This is a genomic window from Pleurocapsa sp. CCALA 161 (assembly GCF_003003995.1).
Lineage (GTDB): Bacteria > Cyanobacteriota > Cyanobacteriia > Cyanobacteriales > Xenococcaceae > Waterburya.
Map to the genome: position 1 here is coordinate 1 of NZ_PVWF01000078.1, position 23,501 is coordinate 23,501.

21 protein-coding genes and 1 tRNA gene are annotated in these 23,501 nt (G+C 38.2%); 7 read left to right on the forward strand and 15 right to left on the reverse strand.

What is annotated here, in order from left to right:
• Positions 1–160 precede the first annotated feature (160 nt).
• The 6 genes from C7B62_RS17135 to C7B62_RS17160 form a co-directional block, all read right to left on the reverse strand.
• Positions 161–961: a hypothetical protein gene (locus tag C7B62_RS17135; RefSeq protein ID WP_106239466.1), complete on the reverse strand. Its 801-nt coding sequence runs from the start codon at positions 959–961 to the stop codon at positions 161–163.
• Positions 962–1,043: 82 nt separating this feature from the next.
• The gene (locus tag C7B62_RS17140; protein ID WP_106239469.1) at positions 1,044–2,009 is read right to left on the reverse strand and encodes a glycosyltransferase family A protein; all 966 of its coding nucleotides are present in this window, start codon (positions 2,007–2,009) and stop codon (positions 1,044–1,046) included.
• A gap of 21 nt (positions 2,010–2,030) precedes the next feature.
• Positions 2,031–3,242, reverse strand: coding sequence for a glycosyltransferase family 4 protein (locus C7B62_RS17145; RefSeq protein WP_106239473.1), 1,212 nt, complete (start codon positions 3,240–3,242; stop codon positions 2,031–2,033).
• Between the two features lie 30 nt (positions 3,243–3,272).
• Positions 3,273–4,253, reverse strand: a complete 981-nt coding sequence (locus tag C7B62_RS17150; protein WP_106239476.1) for a glycosyltransferase family A protein — start codon at positions 4,251–4,253, stop codon at positions 3,273–3,275.
• A 49-nt stretch (positions 4,254–4,302) separates the two neighbouring features.
• On the reverse strand, positions 4,303–5,601 hold the full coding sequence (locus C7B62_RS17155) for an O-antigen ligase family protein (protein ID WP_106239479.1): 1,299 nt from the start codon (positions 5,599–5,601) through the stop codon (positions 4,303–4,305).
• Positions 5,598–7,568, reverse strand: coding sequence for a response regulator (locus C7B62_RS17160; protein WP_106239483.1), 1,971 nt, complete (start codon positions 7,566–7,568; stop codon positions 5,598–5,600). Before C7B62_RS17160 ends, C7B62_RS17155 begins: the two co-directional genes overlap by 4 nt.
• A 630-nt stretch (positions 7,569–8,198) precedes the next feature.
• Between C7B62_RS17160 and C7B62_RS17165 the strand changes: the two genes are divergently transcribed.
• The 3 genes from C7B62_RS17165 (at position 8,199) to C7B62_RS17175 (ending at position 11,483) form a co-directional block, all read left to right on the forward strand.
• Positions 8,199–9,440, forward strand: a complete 1,242-nt coding sequence (locus tag C7B62_RS17165; RefSeq protein WP_106239488.1) for a glycosyltransferase family 4 protein — start codon at positions 8,199–8,201, stop codon at positions 9,438–9,440.
• A 65-nt stretch (positions 9,441–9,505) separates the two neighbouring features.
• The gene (locus C7B62_RS17170) at positions 9,506–10,714 is read left to right on the forward strand and encodes a glycosyltransferase family 4 protein (protein ID WP_106239491.1); all 1,209 of its coding nucleotides are present in this window, start codon (positions 9,506–9,508) and stop codon (positions 10,712–10,714) included.
• Positions 10,715–10,862: 148 nt separating this feature from the next.
• Positions 10,863–11,483: a sugar transferase gene (locus C7B62_RS17175; protein ID WP_255414045.1), complete on the forward strand. Its 621-nt coding sequence runs from the start codon at positions 10,863–10,865 to the stop codon at positions 11,481–11,483.
• A 119-nt stretch (positions 11,484–11,602) separates the two neighbouring features.
• Here the strand turns inward: C7B62_RS17175 and C7B62_RS17180 are convergent, their stop codons facing one another.
• The 4 genes from C7B62_RS17180 to C7B62_RS17195 all read right to left on the reverse strand — a co-directional run bounded on the left by C7B62_RS17180 (position 11,603) and on the right by C7B62_RS17195 (position 15,579).
• Positions 11,603–12,619, reverse strand: coding sequence for a right-handed parallel beta-helix repeat-containing protein (locus tag C7B62_RS17180; protein WP_106239499.1), 1,017 nt, complete (start codon positions 12,617–12,619; stop codon positions 11,603–11,605).
• Positions 12,620–12,999: 380 nt separating this feature from the next.
• Positions 13,000–13,401 carry a hypothetical protein gene (locus tag C7B62_RS17185; protein ID WP_106239502.1) on the reverse strand — a complete coding sequence of 134 codons (402 nt, stop codon included), beginning with the start codon at positions 13,399–13,401 and terminating at the stop codon, positions 13,000–13,002.
• Between the two features lie 90 nt (positions 13,402–13,491).
• Entirely contained in the window at positions 13,492–15,159 is a 1,668-nt protein-coding gene (locus C7B62_RS17190; RefSeq protein ID WP_106239506.1) for an FAD-dependent oxidoreductase, read from the reverse strand.
• Between the two features lie 347 nt (positions 15,160–15,506).
• Positions 15,507–15,579, reverse strand: a tRNA-His gene (locus C7B62_RS17195).
• A 95-nt stretch (positions 15,580–15,674) separates the two neighbouring features.
• On the opposite strand from C7B62_RS17195, the gene C7B62_RS17200 reads away from it, so the two are divergent.
• Together C7B62_RS17200 and C7B62_RS17205 are read left to right on the forward strand one after the other, a co-directional pair.
• Positions 15,675–16,058 carry a DUF4359 domain-containing protein gene (locus C7B62_RS17200; protein ID WP_158260703.1) on the forward strand — a complete coding sequence of 128 codons (384 nt, stop codon included), beginning with the start codon at positions 15,675–15,677 and terminating at the stop codon, positions 16,056–16,058.
• Between the two features lie 63 nt (positions 16,059–16,121).
• Positions 16,122–16,502 carry a phosphomannose isomerase type II C-terminal cupin domain gene (locus C7B62_RS17205; protein WP_106239515.1) on the forward strand — a complete coding sequence of 127 codons (381 nt, stop codon included), beginning with the start codon at positions 16,122–16,124 and terminating at the stop codon, positions 16,500–16,502.
• 124 nt (positions 16,503–16,626) lie between these two features.
• Here C7B62_RS17205 and C7B62_RS17210 read toward each other — a convergent pair whose 3' ends face one another.
• Together C7B62_RS17210 and C7B62_RS26195 are read right to left on the reverse strand one after the other, a co-directional pair.
• Positions 16,627–17,583 (reverse strand): pentapeptide repeat-containing protein, encoded by a 957-nt coding sequence (locus C7B62_RS17210; RefSeq protein ID WP_106239519.1) that lies wholly within the window; start codon positions 17,581–17,583, stop codon positions 16,627–16,629.
• Positions 17,584–17,796: 213 nt separating this feature from the next.
• A complete protein-coding gene (locus C7B62_RS26195; protein ID WP_199194243.1) occupies positions 17,797–18,906 on the reverse strand; it encodes a hypothetical protein in 1,110 nt (369 codons plus the stop codon).
• Between the two features lie 287 nt (positions 18,907–19,193).
• Between C7B62_RS26195 and carA the strand changes: the two genes are divergently transcribed.
• Positions 19,194–20,330 (forward strand): glutamine-hydrolyzing carbamoyl-phosphate synthase small subunit, encoded by a 1,137-nt coding sequence (gene carA / locus C7B62_RS17220; RefSeq protein WP_106239537.1) that lies wholly within the window; start codon positions 19,194–19,196, stop codon positions 20,328–20,330.
• Between the two features lie 219 nt (positions 20,331–20,549).
• On the opposite strand, the gene C7B62_RS17225 is transcribed toward carA, so the two are convergent.
• On the reverse strand, positions 20,550–20,816 hold the full coding sequence (locus tag C7B62_RS17225) for a YciI family protein (RefSeq protein ID WP_106239524.1): 267 nt from the start codon (positions 20,814–20,816) through the stop codon (positions 20,550–20,552).
• 102 nt (positions 20,817–20,918) lie between these two features.
• Between C7B62_RS17225 and C7B62_RS17230 the strand changes: the two genes are divergently transcribed.
• The gene (locus tag C7B62_RS17230; protein ID WP_106239529.1) at positions 20,919–22,073 is read left to right on the forward strand and encodes a hypothetical protein; all 1,155 of its coding nucleotides are present in this window, start codon (positions 20,919–20,921) and stop codon (positions 22,071–22,073) included.
• A gap of 12 nt (positions 22,074–22,085) precedes the next feature.
• Here the strand turns inward: C7B62_RS17230 and purT are convergent, their stop codons facing one another.
• Both purT and C7B62_RS25790 read right to left on the reverse strand, forming a co-directional pair.
• Positions 22,086–23,252, reverse strand: coding sequence for a formate-dependent phosphoribosylglycinamide formyltransferase (purT, locus tag C7B62_RS17235; RefSeq protein ID WP_199194244.1), 1,167 nt, complete (start codon positions 23,250–23,252; stop codon positions 22,086–22,088).
• A 36-nt stretch (positions 23,253–23,288) separates the two neighbouring features.
• The coding region (locus tag C7B62_RS25790) for a hypothetical protein (protein ID WP_158260704.1) at positions 23,289–23,501 on the reverse strand (213 nt) is incomplete at its 5' end.

The following is a 23,501-nucleotide window of genomic DNA, read 5'->3' on the forward strand; positions in this document are numbered from 1 at the left end:
GGATGTTTGTTTCCTGGTCGGGCTTTCATCTCAAGGTACAAGACGCATGAGTTTTCAGCCCGACATTAATTTATAAACAAAAATGTTATATTTGAAATAATAAAAATATTCAATCAAGTTGATGCGAAAAATCACGACTAACCTAATTAAAACTTCGTAATCAATCCATCACAATAGGAGGTGGATTTTGACGAATTTTAGCTGGTGAAAGAGTAATCATATTAAAGGTCTGCCATTCATTAGTAACATACTTCAATTTACCAACACCAATACCGCCGTTGGTAGTCCAGTTATCCCACTTCGCATTTAGGCTCAGCCAATAATCTCCACCCATACCAAGTAAATAACGAGCCTTAAATCTATCGTCTACTTGCTGAGAATTATCAATTACAAGCCTTGCTTGCACAGTGGTAAAAATAGCTACTATGTCCTGGCGATTGATCGGCACTCGACCAGTTGCAGGCCAAAAGTGAAAATTGTATCCCTGACCTGCTTTGACCGATACGCTACCATCCTTTTCGTAACGTATATCCGCAGGTTTACTAATATCACCAGCAAAATCTTCTCGATATGCAGCACCTTCAATCTTTTTAGAGCTTTGCAAAAGATGCCATTTGCCATCTCGTTTGCTGAGCATATATGCTTTAATATTTTTGATTTGTACTCGGCTGTTAGTAGCAGAATTGCCTTTAGAATCTTCATACAGCTGTCCCCATGCTGTCATAGCTTTAAAGTCTTGTGTATCAAATTCAGTATCTACTACAGGAGCAGATGCCCACTCATAATTTTTTGTTGAAACACCATGTGGCAGTCCCTCGTGTGGGGGGGTCATATCGTAAATAAGTGTTGAGATGGGGTCGTCCGCCATTGCAGGATAGTCGTTTATTTGATAATTAAACCAGCACAGTAGTACGACGATAATTGACAGAAATAGAGGAAATTTTTGAATCCGCATAGGCATAGTTTTATTCGTTCAATCATATCGATTATCAAAAGCAAAAATTATGTCTCAATCAAGAGTTAAATAAGTTTTATTAAATTGCTTAACCCAAAGAGACTAAATAACTTCGCAAAGCGCGAAATCTATCATGCAATTTATGATAAATATTAAGACCAAACCACTTCATTAACCAAACCGTTAATTTAAGACGCACATATTCTTGAGAAAACTTCATTTGAGGATAATAAGCAATTGCTTGTCGCAAATATTTAGATGCGATCGCATAATCAGGCTGATTACTTTGTAGTGATTGGCTAGCTAAGTGAAGATAAGAGCAACTGTAGCTTTTGCCTTTTAGGAACATTAATTTTGATGGTGCAGAAGCAAAAGCTTTTTCAATTACAATGTGATATTTTTTTTCCATTGCTTGCCAGTTTTTGGAAATACTGGTGGGGCATTCTCGATATTGTAATAAATATTCAGGAATAACTTTAATCGGGTAGCAAGCAGCAATCCGTAGCCATAAATCCCAATCTTCTACAAAAGATTGCAAATTTTCATCAAATTTACCAACACGTTCAAAACAAGAACGTCTAATCAACGTACTACTAGTAGCAATCACGTTTCTTGCTAATAATTTTTCCCAGATATTTCCTGATAAATTGCTTTCAAACGGTTTACCAAGAGATTTTCCATTTTGATCGATGCGCTCTACCCAAGTATAAACTAAGCCCACATCAGGATTTTGCTCCAATATTTCTACTTGCTTGGCAAGCTTAGTAGAAGCCCAAAGATCGTCAGCATCTAGAAAAGCAATATACTCGCTTTGGGCGTGAGCAATACCTATGTTGCGTGCAGCACAATTGCCTTGGTTTGTCTGTGAAATCAGTTGGACTCTTGGATCTGGATCAGTTAATTGGCCAAACCATTCTTCCGTACCATCTTTACTACCATCATTAACAATTATTATTTCAAAATCAGTATAAGTTTGTGTCAAAATGCTATCGATACTTGCTGGCAAATATTTAATAGCATTATATGCAGGAATAATTACAGAAACTTTTGGCATAATCGCAACATTTCTCAATTTTTATACTTTTAATTTTTGTGACAGCATTTGTTGATAAGCTTGCATCGCTCTTTTGGCGTATTGCTTCCAACTTAAATCTTGTAGCTGAAAATTCATTGTTGCTTGTCGTTTTTGTGCTAATAAATCAGAATTAGAAGCAAGTAATTCTAGGAGCGAGGAGATTGCCTTGCTACTTTTAACAGGTACTAAGTAACCAGCAGGGTATTCTTCGATACCCTTATCTAACTTAATTGGCTGTTCTCCTTGAATTCTTAGTAAATCTTCGCCACCAGTATTAGTCGTACAAATTAAAGGAATGCCACAAGCTAAAGCTTGGGCTTGCACTAGGGCTAAACCTTCCTCTAAACTAGGCATCACAAAAACACTACTATTGCGGTAAAATTCGGCTAATCTGGTTTCCGAAACGTGTCCAATACATTTGACTCGCTCATCCGCACCTGTTAATAATTGGGGAGTTTCTGGCGTTACCTTTCCTAGTAACACTAATTCACTGTGAGGAAGATTTGCCTCAATAAAAGCTCTAACTAAGTAATAAACTCCCTTGCGTACTCCAAGCGAGCCAGCATAAACTACTCTAAATACATCATCTTCTTTAGCTTTAGGCGCAAAAGTCTCTAGACTTGTTCCGAACGGATTGTGAATTAGTTGTGCCTCGTTAAAACCCTGTTGCAAAAAAGTCCGTTTGGCAAACAAGCTCGGAACAGCAATACGATCTGCTAACTTATATTCTCGTAGCTCTTGCGCAACAATTTCAGGATGAACTTCCGTCGATACAAATTCTAATCCTAATTGCTTGTATTCTTCTTCCAGAATTTGAGATTGTACCATTATATGAGCCGAACTACGTTCCAAAACTACAGGAATACCATTTTGTTTTGCCCAATTGATACTTGGTTCAGCCATAGAAGACCAGGCATGAATTAAGGTACTTCCTTCTAGATAAGGTACTGCTGCCTTAGCGAACAAACGATAGATTTGGGGGAGAAATTTCCTCATCATCTTTTCTCCACCAATTTTAGGAATAGCTCGGTTCAGTAAAAGAGTGAAAGGCAAACTCACTACTTTATCGTCAGGAACTCCCCATTGACGGGTTTTAAATTTTGGATAGTTGGTAATCAACCGATGTAGCCAACCAGCCTGATGTAATTCTCTAGCTAAATCGATCGCGTGCCACCGACCGCCAACTACAATAGTCACTTTGGGATTTGTCATTACTTATCTTGTATAAAATGTCAAAAAATTTTATTGAGAAATTGAAAATATATTGTGAGTACCTCGACGCAAAGCATACATAAAAGTCAGAAATTGTTGGTAGCCATCTGTACCAAACCATTGCATAATAGCGATCGCGATACTTAAACGAAAATGTTCTTGAGAAAAAAATAACCAAGGATCATGCTTGAGAGCTTGTAAACGACAATAACTAGCTTGTTCATAGTCTTTGGCTTGGCTTTGTATAGCTTTCCATCCTAAAGTTAGATAAAAGTTACCATAACTTTTATTCCTTAAAGGCAATAGCTCTAAAGGAGCGTCGGCAAATGCTTTTTCAATCACTGCCCGAAAACTTTTAGCAACAAGTTCACAATTTTTAGAGGCACTTCCCGTCAACTGTCGATAATAAACTAAAGATTCCGGAATAACTTTAAAAGGATAACGCGCTGCAATTCGTAGCCACATATCCCAATCTTCACCTACATTGAGATAACTGAGTTGTTCGTCAAACATTCCTACTTCTTCCAAACAAGCAAGACGAATCATCGGCACACTACCACATTCAATTAAATTTTTGGTAGCTAATTCTGCCCAAACATCGCCTTCTGCTTGATAACAAACCGTTCTTCCAGTAGATTTTCCTTGTTGATTAATATAAGTAACCCAGTTATAAACTAGTCCCACTTGAGGATGAGCATCTAAGACTTCCACCTGTTTGGCTAATTTAGTCGACTCCCAAAGATCGTCTGCATCCAAAAAAGCTAAATATTCGCCTTGAGACTCCTCGATCCCAACGTTACGAGTTTTTGCCAGACCTTGGTTGTTCTGAGAAATTAACTTGACTCGGGAGTCGCTAATTTGTCCCCCCCACTCGACTATGTTGTCAGTGCTGCCGTCATTAACGATAATTACTTCAAAATCGGTATAGGTTTGTTCTAGAACATTGGCGATCGTCTCTGGCAAATAAGCCATTGCATTATAGGCTGGAATAATAACCGAAACTTTAGGCATTTTTACAACTCCTCACTTTAGTCAATGGTAAATAAATCGAATTTGAGCTTTAGATAGTTAATAGCCTTTTATTGAGAACTAGTTGATTAGCATTTTCTTTAAAAGTAATGCCCAAAATTAGTAGACCTGGCCAATATAAATAGGCAATTTGTTCGATGTTGTCTCCAAAAGAAAAAGTCAGCAAAACTAAAAGAATACTTAGACCCACTTTAGCCATTGGTGCAGTTCTAACTTGGTATACTAAATTAACCAAAGTACAGACAAAAGGTATAGCAAAAGCGCACAAACCAACTAATCCATGAAGATATAGAACACCATACCAAGCATGGTGAGTCCCCAGCGGCATATGTCCAATCGAAGCAGGGCCTTTGGACAAAACAATACCATGCCCCCAGACTGGGGCTTCTGTCCACCAACGATTTAAAGTCATATGTCTGATAGCGGCTCTTGCATTTGATGAACTGGGTCGTAAGCGATGAAATTGCTGCTGAATATTTTTGATCCAATCTATCAATGTAGAAGACCATATACCCAAAATAAAACTCATCAAGCTAGCTCCTAATTGCACTTCAATTCGGACAAAATAAATCGATAACCAAATTAAAAATAATACTAAAGGAATACATAAAATAGCCATGCGAGACAGTGAGCCTATAGCCATGGCGATCGCGCCTACCATTCCCAACCATCTCCACTTCTGGTCGGTTTCTTGATAGGCTAGAAAAAAGAAGACATCTGCTACTAATCCTAAAGCTGGCGCCCAAGGTGCAAATAACGTCAAGCGAAAACCTTCTTCATAATTAGGCTCTGGAAATAAAAAATTTGTACGATAGTAAAGTTCATCTCCTCCAAATGCTTGGAAGGGAGATACATAATCAAATCTAGGTACATGTAAAATGTAGCCTATGTAACAGATTACCGTTAAAATTAAACCCTGTAAGCAGAAAATGCAAACAGCTCGATAAATTATTTGAGGGCGAATATTGAGATAACCGCTCAAAGGAAATAAAGCAAACAAAGCCCAATGCCGATACCAATAAAGAGAAGATTTGAGAATTTGTCCTATCGAAAGTTCCCAATTGATATGACCAATAATTAAAGCAACCTCCATAATTAACATAGCTATAATCCAGAGCCATACTAAAGGAGAAATGATAATTTTTTGCCTGATGGGAGTTATGGGGCTTTGATTCCACCATTGTTTGACTGCGCAAAAAGCTAGAAAAGAGGCTAGTACTGGAGCAAATATATAATGCCCACCCAATAAGTAAATTACATAAATGTTAATTATGTAATACCAAACTAGTTTTTCTGGCAAGTTTTGAGGCGCGATCGCAGTAGGTTTCATTTTTTGATAATCGCTTTAATATCATTATTGGAATTGGAATTAGATAAAGCTTTATGGTTATTGTGGTTCGAGTTGTTTTCCCAAAATACAGGAGTATCAAAACGCTGATTGCGCAACCAAAGTGAAAACATCCCCGTAGTTAACAATAGAGAAGAAAAGAATGAACCAAAAAATATATATTTTTTGTTAGGTGCAGTTGGTTCTTTTGCTAAGTTTGGTTGAGATATGAGCGAAATAGGAGGATAAGCTGCTGAAATCTGAGATTTATTTAGCTCAACTCTGGTAGCAGCAGAAGAAAATATAGCCTCCGACATTTGTACATCTCGCTGCAATTTTTGTAGCTCCAAACTATATTGAGCTAAAGTTGCTAGTTTAGTTTCTAAAGCAGCAATTTGGTTTTTTAATTCTACAGCTTTATTTTCTAATCCTTTTTGTTCGGCTCGCAAAGAAATCAATTCTTGAAATAAATTAGCTCGCTGTGATCCAGATAAATTACTACTGTTGATATTAAGAGTTTTTAGAGTAACTTGATTCAGAGTTCTGCCTAACAGCAAATCTCCTCGGCGATAAAGCTGTGCCTGAATATTATCGGCTTCTGCCTGTTTAGCTACCACCGATGGATGATTGGATAAATATTTTGATTTTAATTTGGTTAATTCTGTACTAACTTGGCTATAGTCGTTTAAATACTCTTGAAATTCGGAGTCGGAATTTAAAACTAAAGCCTCAGCAGCTTCCTCGCTTGATATGCCCATATCACTTAACAATTGATCGTAACGAGCCTTTACCCTTTGCTGTTCGGCAGTTACTTCTGAGCTCTGTCGTCGTAATTGCTCAATGTTATTAACTAAAATATTTGGCTGTTCTCCCGAACTAAATTGAGTTTTGCCTTGAAAATCAGCTAATTTTTGTCGTGCTGTTGCTAATTGTTGTCTTGTTTGTGCAAGGGGTTTTTCTAAATTGTGATTTTGATTATTGCTTTCATCTTGTCTTAAGCGGTCTAAATTTTCCTCAAGGGTATTTTGCAATACTAATGCTTTTGTTCGAGCTAATTGAGGCGTGTCCCCTTGAATCTGAAATTGTATTAAAGTTGTATTAGTAGGAATTTCAATTTTAGGCTTGCCAAACTCTTTGAGAGGCATATTGATTTTGCGAGCTGAAGTTTCTATAAACTCCTCATTTTCGACTAAATATTTGTAGTTTTCTCGTGGGTCGGCAAAATCACTGTTGAAAGGAGAATCACTTTCAGATGAAGCTTGTCCAATTTCTGGGAGATTTATATCAGTTGATAATTTGCTACTAGGAATAGTGATCGCCCATTTACTTGTGTAAGTGGGTTTTTTAAATTGCATATAAGCTAGACTAATGCTCCAAAGTATTAAATTACTCAGCAGCCAAATTCTCAAATAAAACTTTTTACTTCTAGGCTTACTTCGAGATCGATGCCGATATCGTTGACTAAGATTAAAATCGGTCAAATCTATGACTCGAGAACTATCTAAATTATTGTTGTTATTGTCTTTACTTACTTGTACCTCTAAACTTGGAGTTTTAGGGATTGATTCGGCAATTTTATTGATTAACCCAGGAGCAAATTGTGAGTAACCAAGGTTCACAAAAGATATAGCTTTGATTAATTCTTCCTTAGGAGTGGTTTTTAAAAGATATCCAGTCGCCCCTGCCTGTAATGCACGAGAAACATATTCGTTACTATCGTGCATACTTAAGATAATAACTTTTACGCCAATGAACTTATGACAGATCATTTTCGTAGTTTGCAGCCCATCGAGCATAGGCATTTCTAGATCAATTAATACTATATCGGGCTTTAGTATTTCTACCTGTTCTATGGCGCTATAACCATCGCTAGCAGTACCTACAATTTCAAAGTTTTCTACTGGCTCCAACCAACCTCTAAGAGATTCTCTGACGGTTTTTTGATCATCAACTAAGATAATGCGAATCATAAAATAAATTATCGAAAAGTAGCTTACTTTAAGCGCTTATTATAAGCATTATAATTACTCTAAAAAGTATCACACAGCCAATTTATTTTCAACCCCGTTTTACAGAATACAAAATTATAGTTAAATATCTGTGAATGCTTTTTGCTCAACAACATAAACTTACAGTACATTTAAATTGTACTTTTGTAAATTTGATGCTTAACTAATATATTTGATTAGCCAGGTCTATTATCTGGCATAATTTACAGCTATTTTGGCTCAAGAATAATATTGGTTGAATTCTCGATTAAGTGATAGCTAGGTCAAACAAGTATAAGATCTAACCAGTAAGATACTTATCATCAATTAGAAAATATTTTCTGTCACTATCAATACTTTCATCATTAACCTTGAAAACTTGACTAGGCATTAATTAAAAATCAATAAAATTTGTCTAAAAATTACTTGTAAAATTCATGTTGTTTATGCTAATGTTCCAAAGTATAAACATTTAAGTATAAATCCTTAGCGATTTTATTGTAGTTTGTAAAAATACGCTCGAATATCAATTTATAGCTATTTGCATACTTGTAATTGTTAATCAGTGGTGTCTTTAGACTATCCGCCAGTTATTGCTGTTAATTTATATTCATGAAAAACAAGCCAACCTTGACAATTTTTTACCAATTCGATCCGTGGCGTAGCAGCATTGGAGGGATTCAAACTTTTATTTGCTCATTTTTAAAATATGCCCCACCAGAATTCGAGGTAAGGCTCGTTGGCACTGGTGATCAAGATGCAGTTATTGGCAAGTGGACGGAAAAAGAATTTTTAGGTAGAAGCATTAAGTTTATGCCCCTGATTAAAGTTGAGAATGACAATATCAGGAAACTAATTCCCACAACTCTTAAATACACAGCTGCGTTACTAAGGCACAACTTTAGCTCGGATTTTATGCACTTCTATCGTATAGAGGCTGCTTTGGCTACCCGCAGCTGGAATGGAGAAAAGACGCTCCTGGTGCAAAATGATATTCAAAAGCAGATGGATCCTTTATCAGGAAATAATTCTATTCTGTGGCAAAAGTTTCCTACCCTCTATTTTGCTTTAGAAAGTTATTTAATTAAACAGTTTAATTACATTTACTCCTGCCATACAAAAACTGCCCAGTTCTACCAGCAGAGATATCCCCAGCTAGCTGAGTACACTAGCTACCTTAAAAATACAGTAGACGAGGAAAGGTTTTTTCCTCTCGAATTGCTTGAAAAGCAGAGAAAAAGTCAGGTTTTGACTCAAGAACTGGGATTAGCTGAAGACACTAAATTTGTCCTATTTGCAGGTCGTTTGCATCCTCAAAAAGATCCCTTGTTGCTAATTGAGGCTTTTGCCCATTTAAATCAATCAAAAGTCCATCTGTTGATGGCTGGGACAGGGGAATTAAAGCCTGAATTAGAAGCAAAAATTGATGCTTTGGACTTGTCAAAACGGGTAACCATTTTAGGAGCAGTGCCTCAATCAAAATTAGCTGCTCTGCACCAAATTAGTGACGTTTTTGTTCTCTCAAGTGTCTATGAAGGGCTACCTTTTGCCGTTTTAGAAGCACTTTCATGTGGGACTCCAGTAGTAACAACTGATTCAGGAGAAACTCCCGACTTTTTAGCTGAGGATAGTGGGATTGTTTGTTATGAAAGAACTCCAGAGGCGATCGCCGATGCTCTGGCAAAAATATTACACAGCCCAGATTTATATCCATCCACAGCCTGTGTAAGGACAGCTAAACCCTATAGCGCTAAAAGCGTTGTGACCGAAGTTTATCAGAACATGTTTGAACGCTGGGAGTCGAGCAGTTCATCAAGTAGGAAAGTTCATCTTCCTCTTTCCCTAACCAGCTAACAACATCCTGATTTTACTGATTTTCAAATAACTCCATCTAAAACTAAATTTATTAATTTAAGCAAATGAAAATAGCTGTTGTTGGAGTCAAAGGACTCCCTGCGAAACAGGGCGGTATAGAACATTATTGTCAAGCAGTATATCCGAGAATGGTTGAACGGGGACATACCGTCGATTTATATGCCCGTTCTAGCTACATCAAAAAGTCTTGGCTTTCAGTTTATGAGCATCATGGAGTCAGGGTAATTTGCTTGCCTTCTTTACCTTTTAGAGGATTAGATGCTTTGACTAATTCTGCTCTGGCAGCTTTGGTGTGTGGATTGCGAGGCTATGATGTGATTCATTTTCATGCTCTAGGACCATCTTTGTTTAGCTTTATCCCGCGATTTTTATCTTCGGCTAAAATAATTTCTACTTGTCAGGGTTTGGATTGGCAACGAGGAAAATGGGGTAAGTCTTCTAGCAGTGTGATTCGTCTCGGCGAGAAAATGGCAGCTAAATATGCTCACAACGTGATTGTTGTTTCTAAAGCATTGCAAAATTATTTTAAGCAAACTTACGATCTTGATTCCGTTTATATACCTAACGCACCAGGTATATATGCAAAGTCAGATCCGAATTTTACTTTCGTCAAATCTTTTGGTCTACAGCCAAATAAGTATTTATTATTTCTAGGACGATTAGTGCCAGAGAAAAGACCAGACTTACTTTTGCAGGCTTTCCAGCAGCTTAAGCAGTCGGATTGGAAACTAGTTTTGGCAGGGGGAGATAGTGATACCACAGAATATATTTCAGAGCTTCTCGCCCTGGCGGGGGACTCCTCTAAGATAGTTTTTGCAGGAGAACTCAGAGGCAGCAATCTAGCAGAAATGGTCAGGGGGGCTGGTCTGTTTGTGCTTCCTTCAGATTTAGAAGGGTTACCGTTGGCAATGTTAGAAGCAATGCGAGAGGGCGTTCCAGTAATAGCAAGTGATATTCCTCCCCATCAACAGCTAGTAGGAGGCGATCGCGGAATTTTATTTAAGGCAGGAGATATTACTGCTTGTGCTGCTGCTCTTAAACAAGCAATGAATCAGCCATTACAACTGAGCGCTATGGCGCAAAAAGCACAAAGATATATTCAAAAGAACTACACCTGGAAGAAAATTACGGCCGATAACCTGGCGGTATATTCTCAAGAATTTAACGATCAAGAGTTGAATCTCGATCAAGTCGAAAATACGGCTGAGTCAATTAAGCAAAATGTCAAAGCTGCCAAAACAAAAGTTGTTTAGTTATTCCCCTGGCAATAATGGCAAATAAAGTCTGGAAAAAATAGTTGGCTGAAAAAACTATCTAAGGAAAATGCCTAACAATATTAACAAAGGTGGATTTAATTTGAGTGTGAAAGAAGTTGTCAAATTTATAATTTTGAAAGATGACATGCGCTCATCCAGGGTTTTCAGCTTTTCAATCAAGCGTATTCTAGATATTTTACTTTCTAGCTTTATTTTGATTGTTGTTACTATTCCCATGGTTATTGTGATAGCTATGATTAAGATTGACTCTCCTGGCTCACCTTTTTTTTGTCAAACTAGAATTGGATTAAAAGGTAAACCGTTTCAAATACTAAAATTACGCACTATGGTGGCAAATGCTGCCCAAATACAAATGTCATTAGAAAATAGTAATGAAATAGAAGGAGGAGTATTATTTAAAATTAAAGAAGACCCCAGAATAACAAGAGTGGGTAAATTGCTACGACGCTATAGCATTGATGAAATACCTCAATTGATTAATGTTATTAAAGGGGAAATGAGTTTAGTTGGACCTCGTCCTCTCACTATTAGAGATTTATCAAAATTACCTGAAAATCAATTTTTGCGCCATGAAGTTTTACCTGGAATTACGGGTTTTTGGCAAGTCTCTGGGCGCTCAGAAACTAGTTCTGCATATTTAGGTAAGTGCGATCGCTTTTACGTTAATAAATGGTCTTTATCTCTTGATTTATCTATTCTAATTAGAACTATTGCAGTGGTTATTGCTGGACAGGGCGCATACTAATCTTCAGGAATTCTTCCCTAAACTTCATTGGAGAATTGGTATTAGTATGCTTTTGCCCTGTTGAACTGAAGCATTTCTGCCTAAATCTCTGGCTATTTTGAAATTATAATTAAGGCTATTTAACCAGGAACAGTACTAGTATCACCGCCAAAAGTTCCACCGTTATAATAATCATCCTCAAATAGAGAGAAGTCAGCTGCGTCAGGATCTTCTGTTATGGCAACCCGTTTTTCTATTTCTTCATTTGCCCAAAAGTCTGTGGAACCAATATCTGTACTAGGGAATTCGTTATTATCTCCCAAAACCAATGTTTCTGTCGAAAATTCTGTGGCGTCAAAGGCGAAGAAATCATCATTACCCACAGTCACTTTATTATTATCAACAGTTGACTGATAGGTTTTCTCAACATAAATACCTGCTACCCTTACAAAACTGTTATACTCAGGCGCTAAAAAGTCATCTCCTACCCCTGTAATTTCATTACCCTCTATTGTAGTGTTGCTGGTAATATCGTCCCAAATATTGAAAGCATTAACGCCAGAGAGTTTATTATCACTTATAGTGACATCATTGGTATTGAAAAGCTTGATCCCACCAGCATCAAAGCTTTGAGAGTGTTCTGCGGCCAGATTTATATCTGATAGGGTAACTCCATCGATTATTCCTCCATCAGTGTCAATGACTCCAATTCCTTTACGACCAATATCAGATATTGTCGAGTCAAGTACTTTGAATCCATCAGCGCTACCTAAGCTTATGGCAATATTATTTTGACCATCTCTAACTGGTCCGTCAATGCCAATATTGTGAATATTCAGGTTGGATAGGGTAACATTACTTGATCCATTAACATTGATGCCGTTGTTTCCATCAGTTATTTCAACATCTTTAATAGTCGCTCCGCTTGCCCCTTCGCCCAGAGTAATTATAGAGTCAGTTGCTCCTTTGCCATTGATAACTGTTTGTCCTCTAAAACCATCAATTGTAATATCTTTATCAATGCTCAGTCCGGAAGTTTCGTAGGTACTTTTTCCAAGAATAACGGTATCGCCATCATTAGCAGCGGCGATCGCTTTTTCTAAATCTCCCGCAAAATCTTTATCTACGTTGAGTACTTTATTGTTGGGGTTATCCATATAAACTTCATCTATTTTGATATTTTGTATACTAGCTTAATATAAAGCATGTTTGTCTTAAAGACAAAAAGCAACGTTAGCATTTATAGGTGCAGTTAACAGTTTAAATTTTATTAATAATTTAGCTTTATCTCATAACAGCAGCGGTTTAAACAGTATTTTTTACAGGTTAACTTTTAGGAAAAAATCAGTTTCTTAGTGTAACTTAGAAATATTTAATACGCAATATAGTTTTAAATAAGTTTTACATATTAAACAATTATCAATAAATGAAATGAGTAATAATGATTAAGAAATTATGAACTGTTTGATTTGCTGTTGAGATGAAAATTTTAGCTAAATCTAATTATTTATTGTTATCTAAATCTTTACTTTTATGGCTAAATTGAATATGCTCGTAACTTAGCCAGACTTCGCCTGGGCTGATGCTTTGTCTCTGATTGGCGATCGAGTATTGCTAATAGTTCGCTGACCGCTTGATATACATCAGCAATAAATTTATGCCTATCTAAAATTATAGTCTGCTGACGTCCATAAGTTATTTGCAATATTCTATCTTGATAATCAAAATGAAATTCATTTGGTTCAATCAAAGGATCAACAACAATACTTTTACCTATTTTAAGATTGTTTGCTCCTTCAACTAAAACTTCAAAAAAAATATCTATACTGGTAAATTTTTCGATAATTTCTCCTTCATCTCCAATGAGATAAAAATCCCCTGTGGGTTCGACAAAATTAATTTCATTTTCTCGATCCAAACTCCATTGTAAATAGCTCATCAGCAAATTTTAATCTCTCAATTGTTAATTATTGAACCAACCAGACGAATGAGTTGGGATCGCAGACATAAATAAATTAGTTTAGTTTAATTAAGCTCTGGCTTCTGCTAGATAGCGATGAACAAACATAATTGCAATTGAACCTTCTCCTACTCCCGAAGCTACTCGCTTGACCGAATTATGTCTTACATCTCCTGCTACAAAGATACCAGGAACACTTGTTTCTAACAAAAATGGATCGCGATCGCGATTCCACCCACGGAAGTTTTCACCCAGTTTTAGATCTGCTCCTGCATAAATAAAGCCCAGTGGATCTCTTGCCACTATCCCATCTAGCCATTCTGTTTCTGGTCTAGCGCCGATAAAGATAAATAGAGATTTAGTGGCTACCTGTTCGGTTTGTCCTGTTTGGTTATTTAACAAAGTTAATCCTGTCAGATTATTTTCTCCGTGTACTGCTGTCACTTCCGTATAGGTTTGTACTTCAATATTATCAGTAGCGCCGATCTGGTCGATGAGATACTGAGACATACTTTTAGTTAGAGAGTCTCCTCTTACCAGCATGGTCACTTTGGCAGCATATTGAGAAAAATACATCGCTGCTTGTCCTGCCGAGTTTGCTCCCCCAACGAGATAAATATGTTCATCTACACAGGACATGGCTTCAGTTTTAGCTGCACCATAATAGATACCTCTTCCTGTGAGTTGATCGCATCCTGGCAGATTTAATTTGCGCCAATATACTCCCGTTGCCAACAAAAGAGCATGACAGTTAATTTCACTACCATCAGCTAACTTAACAATGCGGTAAGGATTTTCTAATCTGACTTCAACCACCTCTTGAGGAGTTAAAATTTCTACTCCAAACCGTCTGGCTTGAGTTACCCCCCGACGAGCCAAATCATCACCGCTTAAACCAACAGGAAAGCCCAGATAATTCTCAATCCGAGAGCTAGAACCCGCCTGTCCACCAGGAGCAGAGCGTTCAATCATAACGGTGCTTAAACCTTCCGATGCACCATATACCGCAGCAGCTAAACCCGCGGGCCCACCACCAACAATTACCAGGTCATAAAAAGGCTTTTCTGCCTGAGTTTGTAAACCAATTTTGGCGGCAACTTCTAGATTGCTAGGCTGTTCCAAGCGATCACCATTGGCAAATAACACTAAGGGAAGTTTAGGCTTACTGCCATTGGCTGCATATTCAACTAATTTCGCTGCTTCCACCTCAGTTTCTACATCCAGCCACTGATAGGGAATTTGGTTTCGGGCTAAAAAATCCTTGACATTATGAGAACAGGGCGACCAGCGATCGCCAATTACTCTAATGCCTTTAAAAGTAGGGCGATATATTGCTAACCAGTCTTCTAACAGATCATCTAAGACAGGATAAAGCTTTTCTGCTGGAGGATCCCAAGGCTTAAGGAGATAATAATCTAATCTGGCGCTATTAATTGCCTGAATTGCTGCATTGGTGTCGGCATAAGCCGTTAATAAAACTCGTTTGGCTTGGGGAAACATGGGTGCAGCCTGTTCAATAAACTCGACTCCATTCATCCTGGGCATTCTTTGATCCGTAAGGAATAAAGCTACTGTTTCATTCCGCAGTTTAAGCTGTTCCAGAGTCTCAATTGCTGATGCTCCAGAGTCAGCCCGAACAATTCGAAAGCGATCGCCATACTGCTTTCTTAGGTCGCGCGAAATTGCCTGTAGCACATCCAAATCGTCATCTATAGTCAAAATGGTTGGTTTAGCCATAGTTAGGTTTAGAATAGAGAATTATGCGTTAACAGTCTAGATTTTATTTCTGGGACGTTGATGATGATTAATATTTTGCCGTGCTAACCAAACTATTTTAATATTTTTTGAGTAATTTTACCTAGATGGCGTTTTTGAGCAAATCCGATGTACTAACTTGTACTAACTGACAGTTCTCTCAAACATGAATTTAGTTAGTTATGCTTTACGACCTACAACAGTCATGGGTTGGAAGTCTACTGGTGTCAAAAGGCTAATCTCTCAGGTCAGATTAGTTATGCTAAATCCTGCTTCGTAAACTTTGTGACCATTTGAGAGCAAAAGTAACTAATCATCTTAAGATAAAGGGCGGACGATGGGACTTGAACCCACGAATGGTGGTACCACAAACCACTGCCTTAACCACTTGGCTACGCCCGCCATGCATTACCGCTTAGGTATTATAGCACCATTAGCTAGCATTTTACGCTGATAGTTTAAAATCAAGAAAAATATTTTTGAGCTGCATGAGCTACATGGCATCAAACAAAATCGGTAAGATCGGTACGCTGGGAACTATATTTGCTGGGATAGGTGCGATCGCTTTAATCACCAATCCAGGTGAAGCAGGATATCGCCAATATGCCGATGAAAAGATTAAAACGGAGTTAAAAAACAAGGTTTGTGAGCAGGTTGCTGAAGATTTAGGAGTTTGGTTGAAGGGTCAATGTCATATTTTGATCAGTACCGCCAGTCCTTATTTAGCAGACACCATCAGCCAACAAACACAGCGACAAAACTTTTATCTTTTTAGTATTTATCAAGTAGATCTCTTTCTCCCTGCACCATTACCTAAATATCATGTAGCAACCATTGGTTTATTCGGCAACTATCATACTTATCAAGCTAAAAAACTTTAATTGGCTGAAGTTCTAATGTTTATTTAAACTGGAGAAAGGAATTCTACAGCCAGGAGTTGAGCCATGAGTCCAAATAACCATAAAAGCGATAATCTTACTTCGACTACACCTCAAAGCGATGCTATCCGCAACCCTCCCTACGGAAAAGTTAAAAACTTAGATCAGGGAGAAAGATACTGCATCAATAAAATCGAAATTAATCCAGGGGAACATATGAGTACCCAAATGCATTATCATCGCAGTGAACATTGGATTGTAGTTTCAGGAACTGCTAGAGTAATTTGTGATGGTCAAGAAACTTTAGTCATGGCAAACCAGTCTACTTATGTACCGATGAATACTGCACACCGAGTAGAAAATCCTGGTGTTATTCCTTTGGTGATGATTGAGGTACAGAATGGAGAATATCTGGGAGATGATGATATTGTGCGTTACGATGATTAGCCCTAGACTTTAATGGTGATTAGTTGAGTAGTGTCACTTTTCCTTCGGACAATGAAGCAACGGTGACTAAAACCACGCCATAGTTAGAGTTGATCATAGCTAGAACTAAAATTTAACCATACCATTAAGCTACTTGAATAGACTGAGAAGTTTGATTGATGGGAATTGTTGCTTGGGTATTAGGCTGGAAAAATTTAGCCGAGTTAGACAACATATGTTTGGTTAAGCTGAGATCAAACACTGCCGACTCAAGATTAGCCCCAAGTAAATCTGTATCAGTCAAATCAACATCGCTTAAATTAGCTAGCTTTAGAGAAGCATCACGTAAATCGGCATTGGTTAGATCTGCTTGAGTCAAGTCGGCATTATCTAAATTTCCCTTTCTCAATTGAGCTGCTGTCAAATTAGCCCGATATAAATTAGCACAGTTGAGGTTAGAGTTCCTAAGTTGAGCCTCTTCGAGGTTAGCATTGCTCAAGTTACTATTGCTCAAATTGGCTTTAGTTAACCTTGCCTGACTAAAATTCACTCCCCTGAGATCTGTGCTGCTAAGGTCGACATCAATTAAGTATGTTTGACTAAAATTCACTCCAGTTAATAAACTGCCCTGTAGCTGAGCCCCCGTTAATCTTCCTTGTCGCAAATCTGCCCATTTCAGGTTAGCTTGGGTCAAATTAGCTTGCCTAAGATTGATGTTAAATAACTTAGCACCACAGAGATTTGCCCCCAACAGATTCGCCCCTCGTAGATTAGTGTGGGCGAGATTAGCACCACTCAACTGGGCATCAGCTAGCTGAGATTTAACCAGAAAAGCACCCGTCAAGTTAGCTTTAGTTAGATCTGCCTGGAGGAGATTTACTTCGCTCATTTTGGCAAAACTAAGATTCGCCCAATTAAGAGTTGCCCCGTTGAAAATTGATTTAGTTAAGAAGGTACGACTAAGATTTGCTCCAACTAGGTTAGCTCCCGTCAGATTAACGCCAATAAGCATTATTCCCGATAAATCTACCCCGCTTAAATTTACTCCTGTAAAATCTCGATAACCCTGTTCATAAAATCTTAGTAGCTGATCCTTGTTCATAATCGTTATAAGCTTTAAATCTCAGAAAACACAGTCTTAGCGATCGCCTGCAATGCTTAAATAACTCTCTACCTACTTGCATTATTACCTGTAATTTTCAGCACAACTATAGAATAATAACTTTTGTCTTAATGCGTTTTAATCTATGGTTATAAGTTATTGAATCTTCACACTGGTTGTTTTTTTGTTTCTTTGATCCTTTTGTAGGAAAATTTAATGGGATAAAGAATAAATTCGTCCATCAATTAACAGGCGGGTAATGCCCTTATCTTGAAGATGATGAGAAGTTTTTTGCAGCATTCGTCCATCAGGAACTTTGATCACTCGCTCACGACGATGAGAAAAGCGTTTGGCAATACGATGGTTGTCAAAGACGGGGAGGGTTGTTTGCCTAGTTTCTGCCGTTGGAATAGCGCCCAAATCGGCAAATTCCGCTAAAGGTTTAACGATTAACTCTGCGGAACGATCGATCACTAGATAGCAAATCCTGGGAAGGGAAGCTTGGGATAAAGGCAAAATTTGGATATTACTCAAGTCGGAAGTAGGACTTAGATATGAAGTATTATCATCCTCGTCATCCTCATCATCCTCGTCATCTTCGTCATCCTCGTCTTCATCACTGATATCTTCAAGATCTTCTCCCAGCATTTCTCTAAGAGCAAGCAGTTCCCTTTCCTCATTTTCATCATCCTCTTCTTCTTCTGGATCAAGGCGATCGCGTTTAAGAATTAAACGCTCACTTTTAGGAACATTGACGTTAGATCTATTGGGTAACTTATCTAAAACCAATTTAACTGGTATTGTCTCAGCTACAACTTGTGGTGGTTGTTCCACTTCAACCTCAAAAATGTCTGACGTTACTTCAGGCTCAGGTGCAACTTCTGGTTGAATAGTTGAGCGTCGGCGACGACGATTCGATGTTGCTATTGCTGATTGAGGTTCATTTGGCAATAAGTTTGCCACAGTAGTTAATTCAGGGATAGCATCATCACTATCTGCTATTTCTTGAACTTTTTCACTCTTGATGTGAGATTTTTGTGCTACTTTTGAACGAGATTTTGCTTTCGCCTTATCCTTTCCCTTGGCTGGGGTAGAACTTTGGCTTTCCTGAGCAGGCTTTTCGCCCCTGGGAGTTCGAGCTAAACGCTTTTGTTGAATCAGCTCTTCATATTCAATAGTGGATAATTTATTCTTCAAAAAGCGGCTGATCGTAGAACTACTAACCTCAAAACTTTTGGCTAAGGTAGAAGTAGTTGCCTCAGAATTACGATATTCTTCAAGGATCTCTTGTTTATCGTCTTCGGTTAGTTTTCTAGGACTCATGCTTTCTCTAATCAAACTTGCGTTGTTGCTTTATTGTTACTCAGGATATCAATTATCCTAGCGATTTTGCTCGATCTTTAGGATCGGTTTTAATCAGAAGTATTATTGATTATCTTCAATAGTCTATCCTGTTAGGCTGAAATTAGTAACGTTGACTACAGTTAAGCAGGTAATTTTCTCTTAATTTTTTAAGTTAGTCATCTAGTTTATAGTTTCTCATCGCTAATAACTGATAAATTATTGAATGGTTGACGTAAAGTTTAGTTAGGATCAAATCAATGGTAAATATGCTCAGACCCAATGCTCAACCAGCTTTACTGGTACTGGCTGATGGAACGACCTATCGTGGCTGGTCTTTTGGGGCAGCAGGCACTACGGTTGGGGAAGTGGTCTTTAATACGGGCATGACAGGATACCAAGAGGTTTTGACCGATCCCAGCTATTCTGGTCAAATCATTACTTTTACCTATCCTGAATTAGGTAACACAGGAGTCAATCCTGGGGATGAAGAATCTGCTACGGTGCAGGCTAAGGCGGTAATTGCGCGCAACGTTACCCATCGCCCTAGCAATTGGCGTTCGACTCAATCCTTACCAGAATATTTGCAGGAAAAAAATATTCCAGGCATTTATGGTATTGATACGCGATCGCTAACTAGAAAACTAAGAGAATACGGTGCAATTAACGGTGCTGTTTCGACAGAAATACTCGATCCGCAAAGATTGTTAGAGATAGTGGAGCAAGCACCCGACATGGCAGGATTAAATCTTGTCAAAGACATCACAACTGATCGAGTTTATGAGTGGTCAGAAGAGACAGAGGCAGAATGGGAATTTGCTTCCAGTACAAATATAGAGCGCCCATTAACCGTAGTGGCGATTGATTTTGGCGTTAAGCGCAATATTCTCCGTCGTTTAGCCAGCTATGGATGTAAAGTAATTGTCGTACCTGCTCATACCCCTAGTGCAGAGATTTTGGCATATAACCCTGACGGTATTTTCCTTTCTAATGGGCCTGGAGATCCAGCCGCGGTTAAAGAAGGGATTGCCGTAACCAAAGAATTATTGGCTGCTGAAAAACCTACTTTTGGCATTTGCATGGGTCATCAAATTTTGGGTCTTTCCCTGGGGGCAGAAACCTTTAAGCTTAAGTTTGGGCATCGTGGCTTAAACCAACCCGCTGGCTTACAAAAGCAAATTGAAATTACTAGTCAAAATCATGGATTTGCGATCGCCACAGAATCTTTAGGGGCAGATGTGGAAATAACTCATCTTAATCTCAACGATCAAACCGTAGCAGGATTACGTCATAAGACCTTGCCCTTTTTCTCAGTACAGTATCACCCTGAAGCTAGTCCAGGCCCTCATGATGCGGATTATTTGTTTGAAAATTTTGTTAAATTAATGCAAGCAGCAAAAACCTAGTACCGCTGCGTGAAAGTCCTAAAGGGTTAACTTCGCAAATCAGAAGTACCACCAGAGCATAACATCAGAAGCATTTAACTGTGAGGCTTTGACAATTTACGAATGAGGGCTTTATTTACGCCCACGTCTGCTAGACTTGTTTGGAGATATTTTCTGCCATCAAGGGAAGCAATCCCCATGAGGATTTAGTAAGGGCAATTCACTACCTTGCCCCGATCTTTACTCAACTACAATGCACCATTGATGTAGCTCATACTTGACGCAGTTATTAATAATCAAAGGATCTTGAGTCACTATTGCTTGAGCTTCTAGTAGTGAACTCGCTTCAAAAATCAGCATCCCTCCCCCTAATTCTGCCCAATAACCAGTTCGGGCTTTGTGTCCTTGATCGATTAGTTGGCGAACATAGGCTTTATGAGCTGAAACATATTGATCAAAAGTTGTTTTGTTCACAATTCCTGTTTCTATTTTGACAAATGTTGGCATAATTTAAGCTATTTTTCTTTATCAAATAAATACAAATGAAATATAATTGTCGCGATATAATTGCTTGATAAAAATCATACAATCAATATTTGTCAAACTTGAATGTTTTTTAGAAAGTCAGTCAATGCCGACCAGCAATCTAGTTTGAGAATAGCAGTTGTGGGAGGTTCTAACTCAGTAATGAGGGAAGGATATACGAAGTATTTGAATAAACATCTGCGTCAAATAACTTCTCAAACAACCTCGATCAAATACTATTCTTTAGGTGGTGTTACCAATGTCTTTGGTGCTATTCAAGAAGATAGATATAACATTGCCATAAACAGCGACATTATATTTTTTGAATATTGCGTAAACGATCGCCATGCGATTGAAGTTAAGCGCTATTCCTTAGAATTGGCAGGAAAGTCTTTAGAAGGATTTATTAGAAAATGCCAAAAATCCAATCCTTTTTGCCTGATTATATTAGTAATATTTGGCGTTAACAAAGAAGATTACTATCAAAAAACTTGCACCTTATCAGAACTTTATGAATCAATTGGCTCATACTATTGCTTACCCATAATAAATTTAACTAGTTTGTTAAATGAGCAGAAAGGAAAAGATTTTATCAAGTCTTTATATAATGCAAAAGATGAGGCTCATTATACTAGACCTGATGGAGTACAAGTAGTTGCTCAAACCATTGTTGAACAGCTAGATAAAATAGGCGTGATTAACAGTTTAAAATCTGCCAAAAACTATCCTAAAAACATCGGAATCCAACCAATTTATCAGGATAATCTTGAAAATATCGCTTTTTTTGAGAATTTTGAACAAGGGGATTTCTTTGATTATCAGCCAGAAATATCAGTCTATCGTAATACTGTATATCGAGAAAAAAATTTTGCTCTCACTCCAGGCAATTGTCTTAAATTCTTATTGAAAGGAAAGTTGGTAGCCTTGTATATTAAATCCGATCTAAACGATGGTTTGATTGAAATTAAGTTTGGTAAGCAGCGGCTCATCACAAGCTCTTATTGCGAGTGGGTTAATCTAATTAAGCCTCAAAATGTGATTAATCTAATTACTTTGCCCTTGAGCAAATTTTCAGAGTCTCAAGACTTTGCTCCTGTATCGATCGCCTGTTGCCGAGAATATTTGGACAGTTTTGAATTAGATTACATTAAAAAAGAACCCAACCAGAAAGATCCTCGCAAATGGAAACTAAAGATCATTGGCGTTGCCTACATAGGAGAACTCAAACCATTTGCCTAAGCATAAAAATAATTAGACTAAAGAGATGGTGCTGGCTGCTTTCAATGCTTTTGTCCTAGCTAATTCGGTAGTTTCTGCTTTAGCTAAGGCAACCCCCAGGCGACGATAGGGACGAGAATCTGGTTTGCCAAATAATCGTAAGTCGGTGTCTACCTCTGTTAAAGCTTGCGCCACGTTAGTGAAGTTGATCTTGGAAGAATGTTGCTGAGCCAAAATTACGGCGCTAGCAGAAGGAGCAAAGATTTCGATTTTGGGAATAGGCAAACCAAGAACAGCTCGCAAATGTAGTTCAAATTCGTTCAGATTTTGGGAAATTAAAGTTACCATTCCTGTATCGTGAGGGCGAGGAGATAATTCGGAAAAGATTACTTCATCTTGAGTAATAAAGAACTCGACCCCAAAGATTCCTGCACCACCTAAAGCATCTGTTACCTTAGTGGCAATCGCTTCGGCTTGCTGAAGTTTTTCTCTGGAGATTGCTGCGGGTTGCCAAGACTCTTGATAATCTCCTCGCTCCTGACGATGCCCAATGGGAGGACAAAAAACTGTGGCTGTATCCCATTGTTTGACAGTCATCAAAGTGATTTCAAGTTCAAAATCAATAAACTCTTCAACAATAATTTTTTGGGTGTCACCTCTCGATCCAGCGATCGCATTTGACCAAGCCTGCTCTACTTCTAAGGGTGAATTTACTACCGATTGACCCTTGCCTGAAGAAGACATGACTGGTTTAACCACGTTAGGAAAACCGATTGCTGCCGACACCTGTATCAATTCTTCGAGGTTACTAGCGTAGGCATATTTGGCAGTACGAATCCCCAATTTTTGGGCAGCTAGTTCACGAATGCGATCCCGATTCATTGTGTAATTAGTAGCTGCTGCGGTGGGAATTACGATGATTCCTCGCTGTTCAAATTCCTCTAGCTTTTCGGTGCGAATCGCTTCAATCTCAGGCACGATGAAGTTAGGCTGATGTTTCTGCACTACCTGCTCTAACTCATCACCATTGAGCATAGAAATCACCTCTGAGGTATCAGCTACCTGCATTGCTGGCGCATTGGGATAACTATCCACGGCAATTATATAATTTCCTAGACGTTGAGCTGCAATCACAAACTCCTTACCTAACTCTCCTGCACCCAGAAGCATGATTTTTTGAGGTAGTTGTAGATTCTTCATGATAAGGGAATTTATTGATAGGAAATATTCTACAGGTTAATCAATAAAAGGGGAAATAAGACGTATGTCAACGTCTTGAAGAATTTTAAACAACTCTTGAACTGGAGAACTGCGTAAAAATAACTGCCAACGCGATCGCTGTATTTGTCTTAGTCTTAATGCTACTGAGGTATTGACATCCTCTCCGACCTGAAGGACGGAGATTCCTAGAACAAACTTAATTGTTCGTAGGTGGTTGACGCTTCGTCG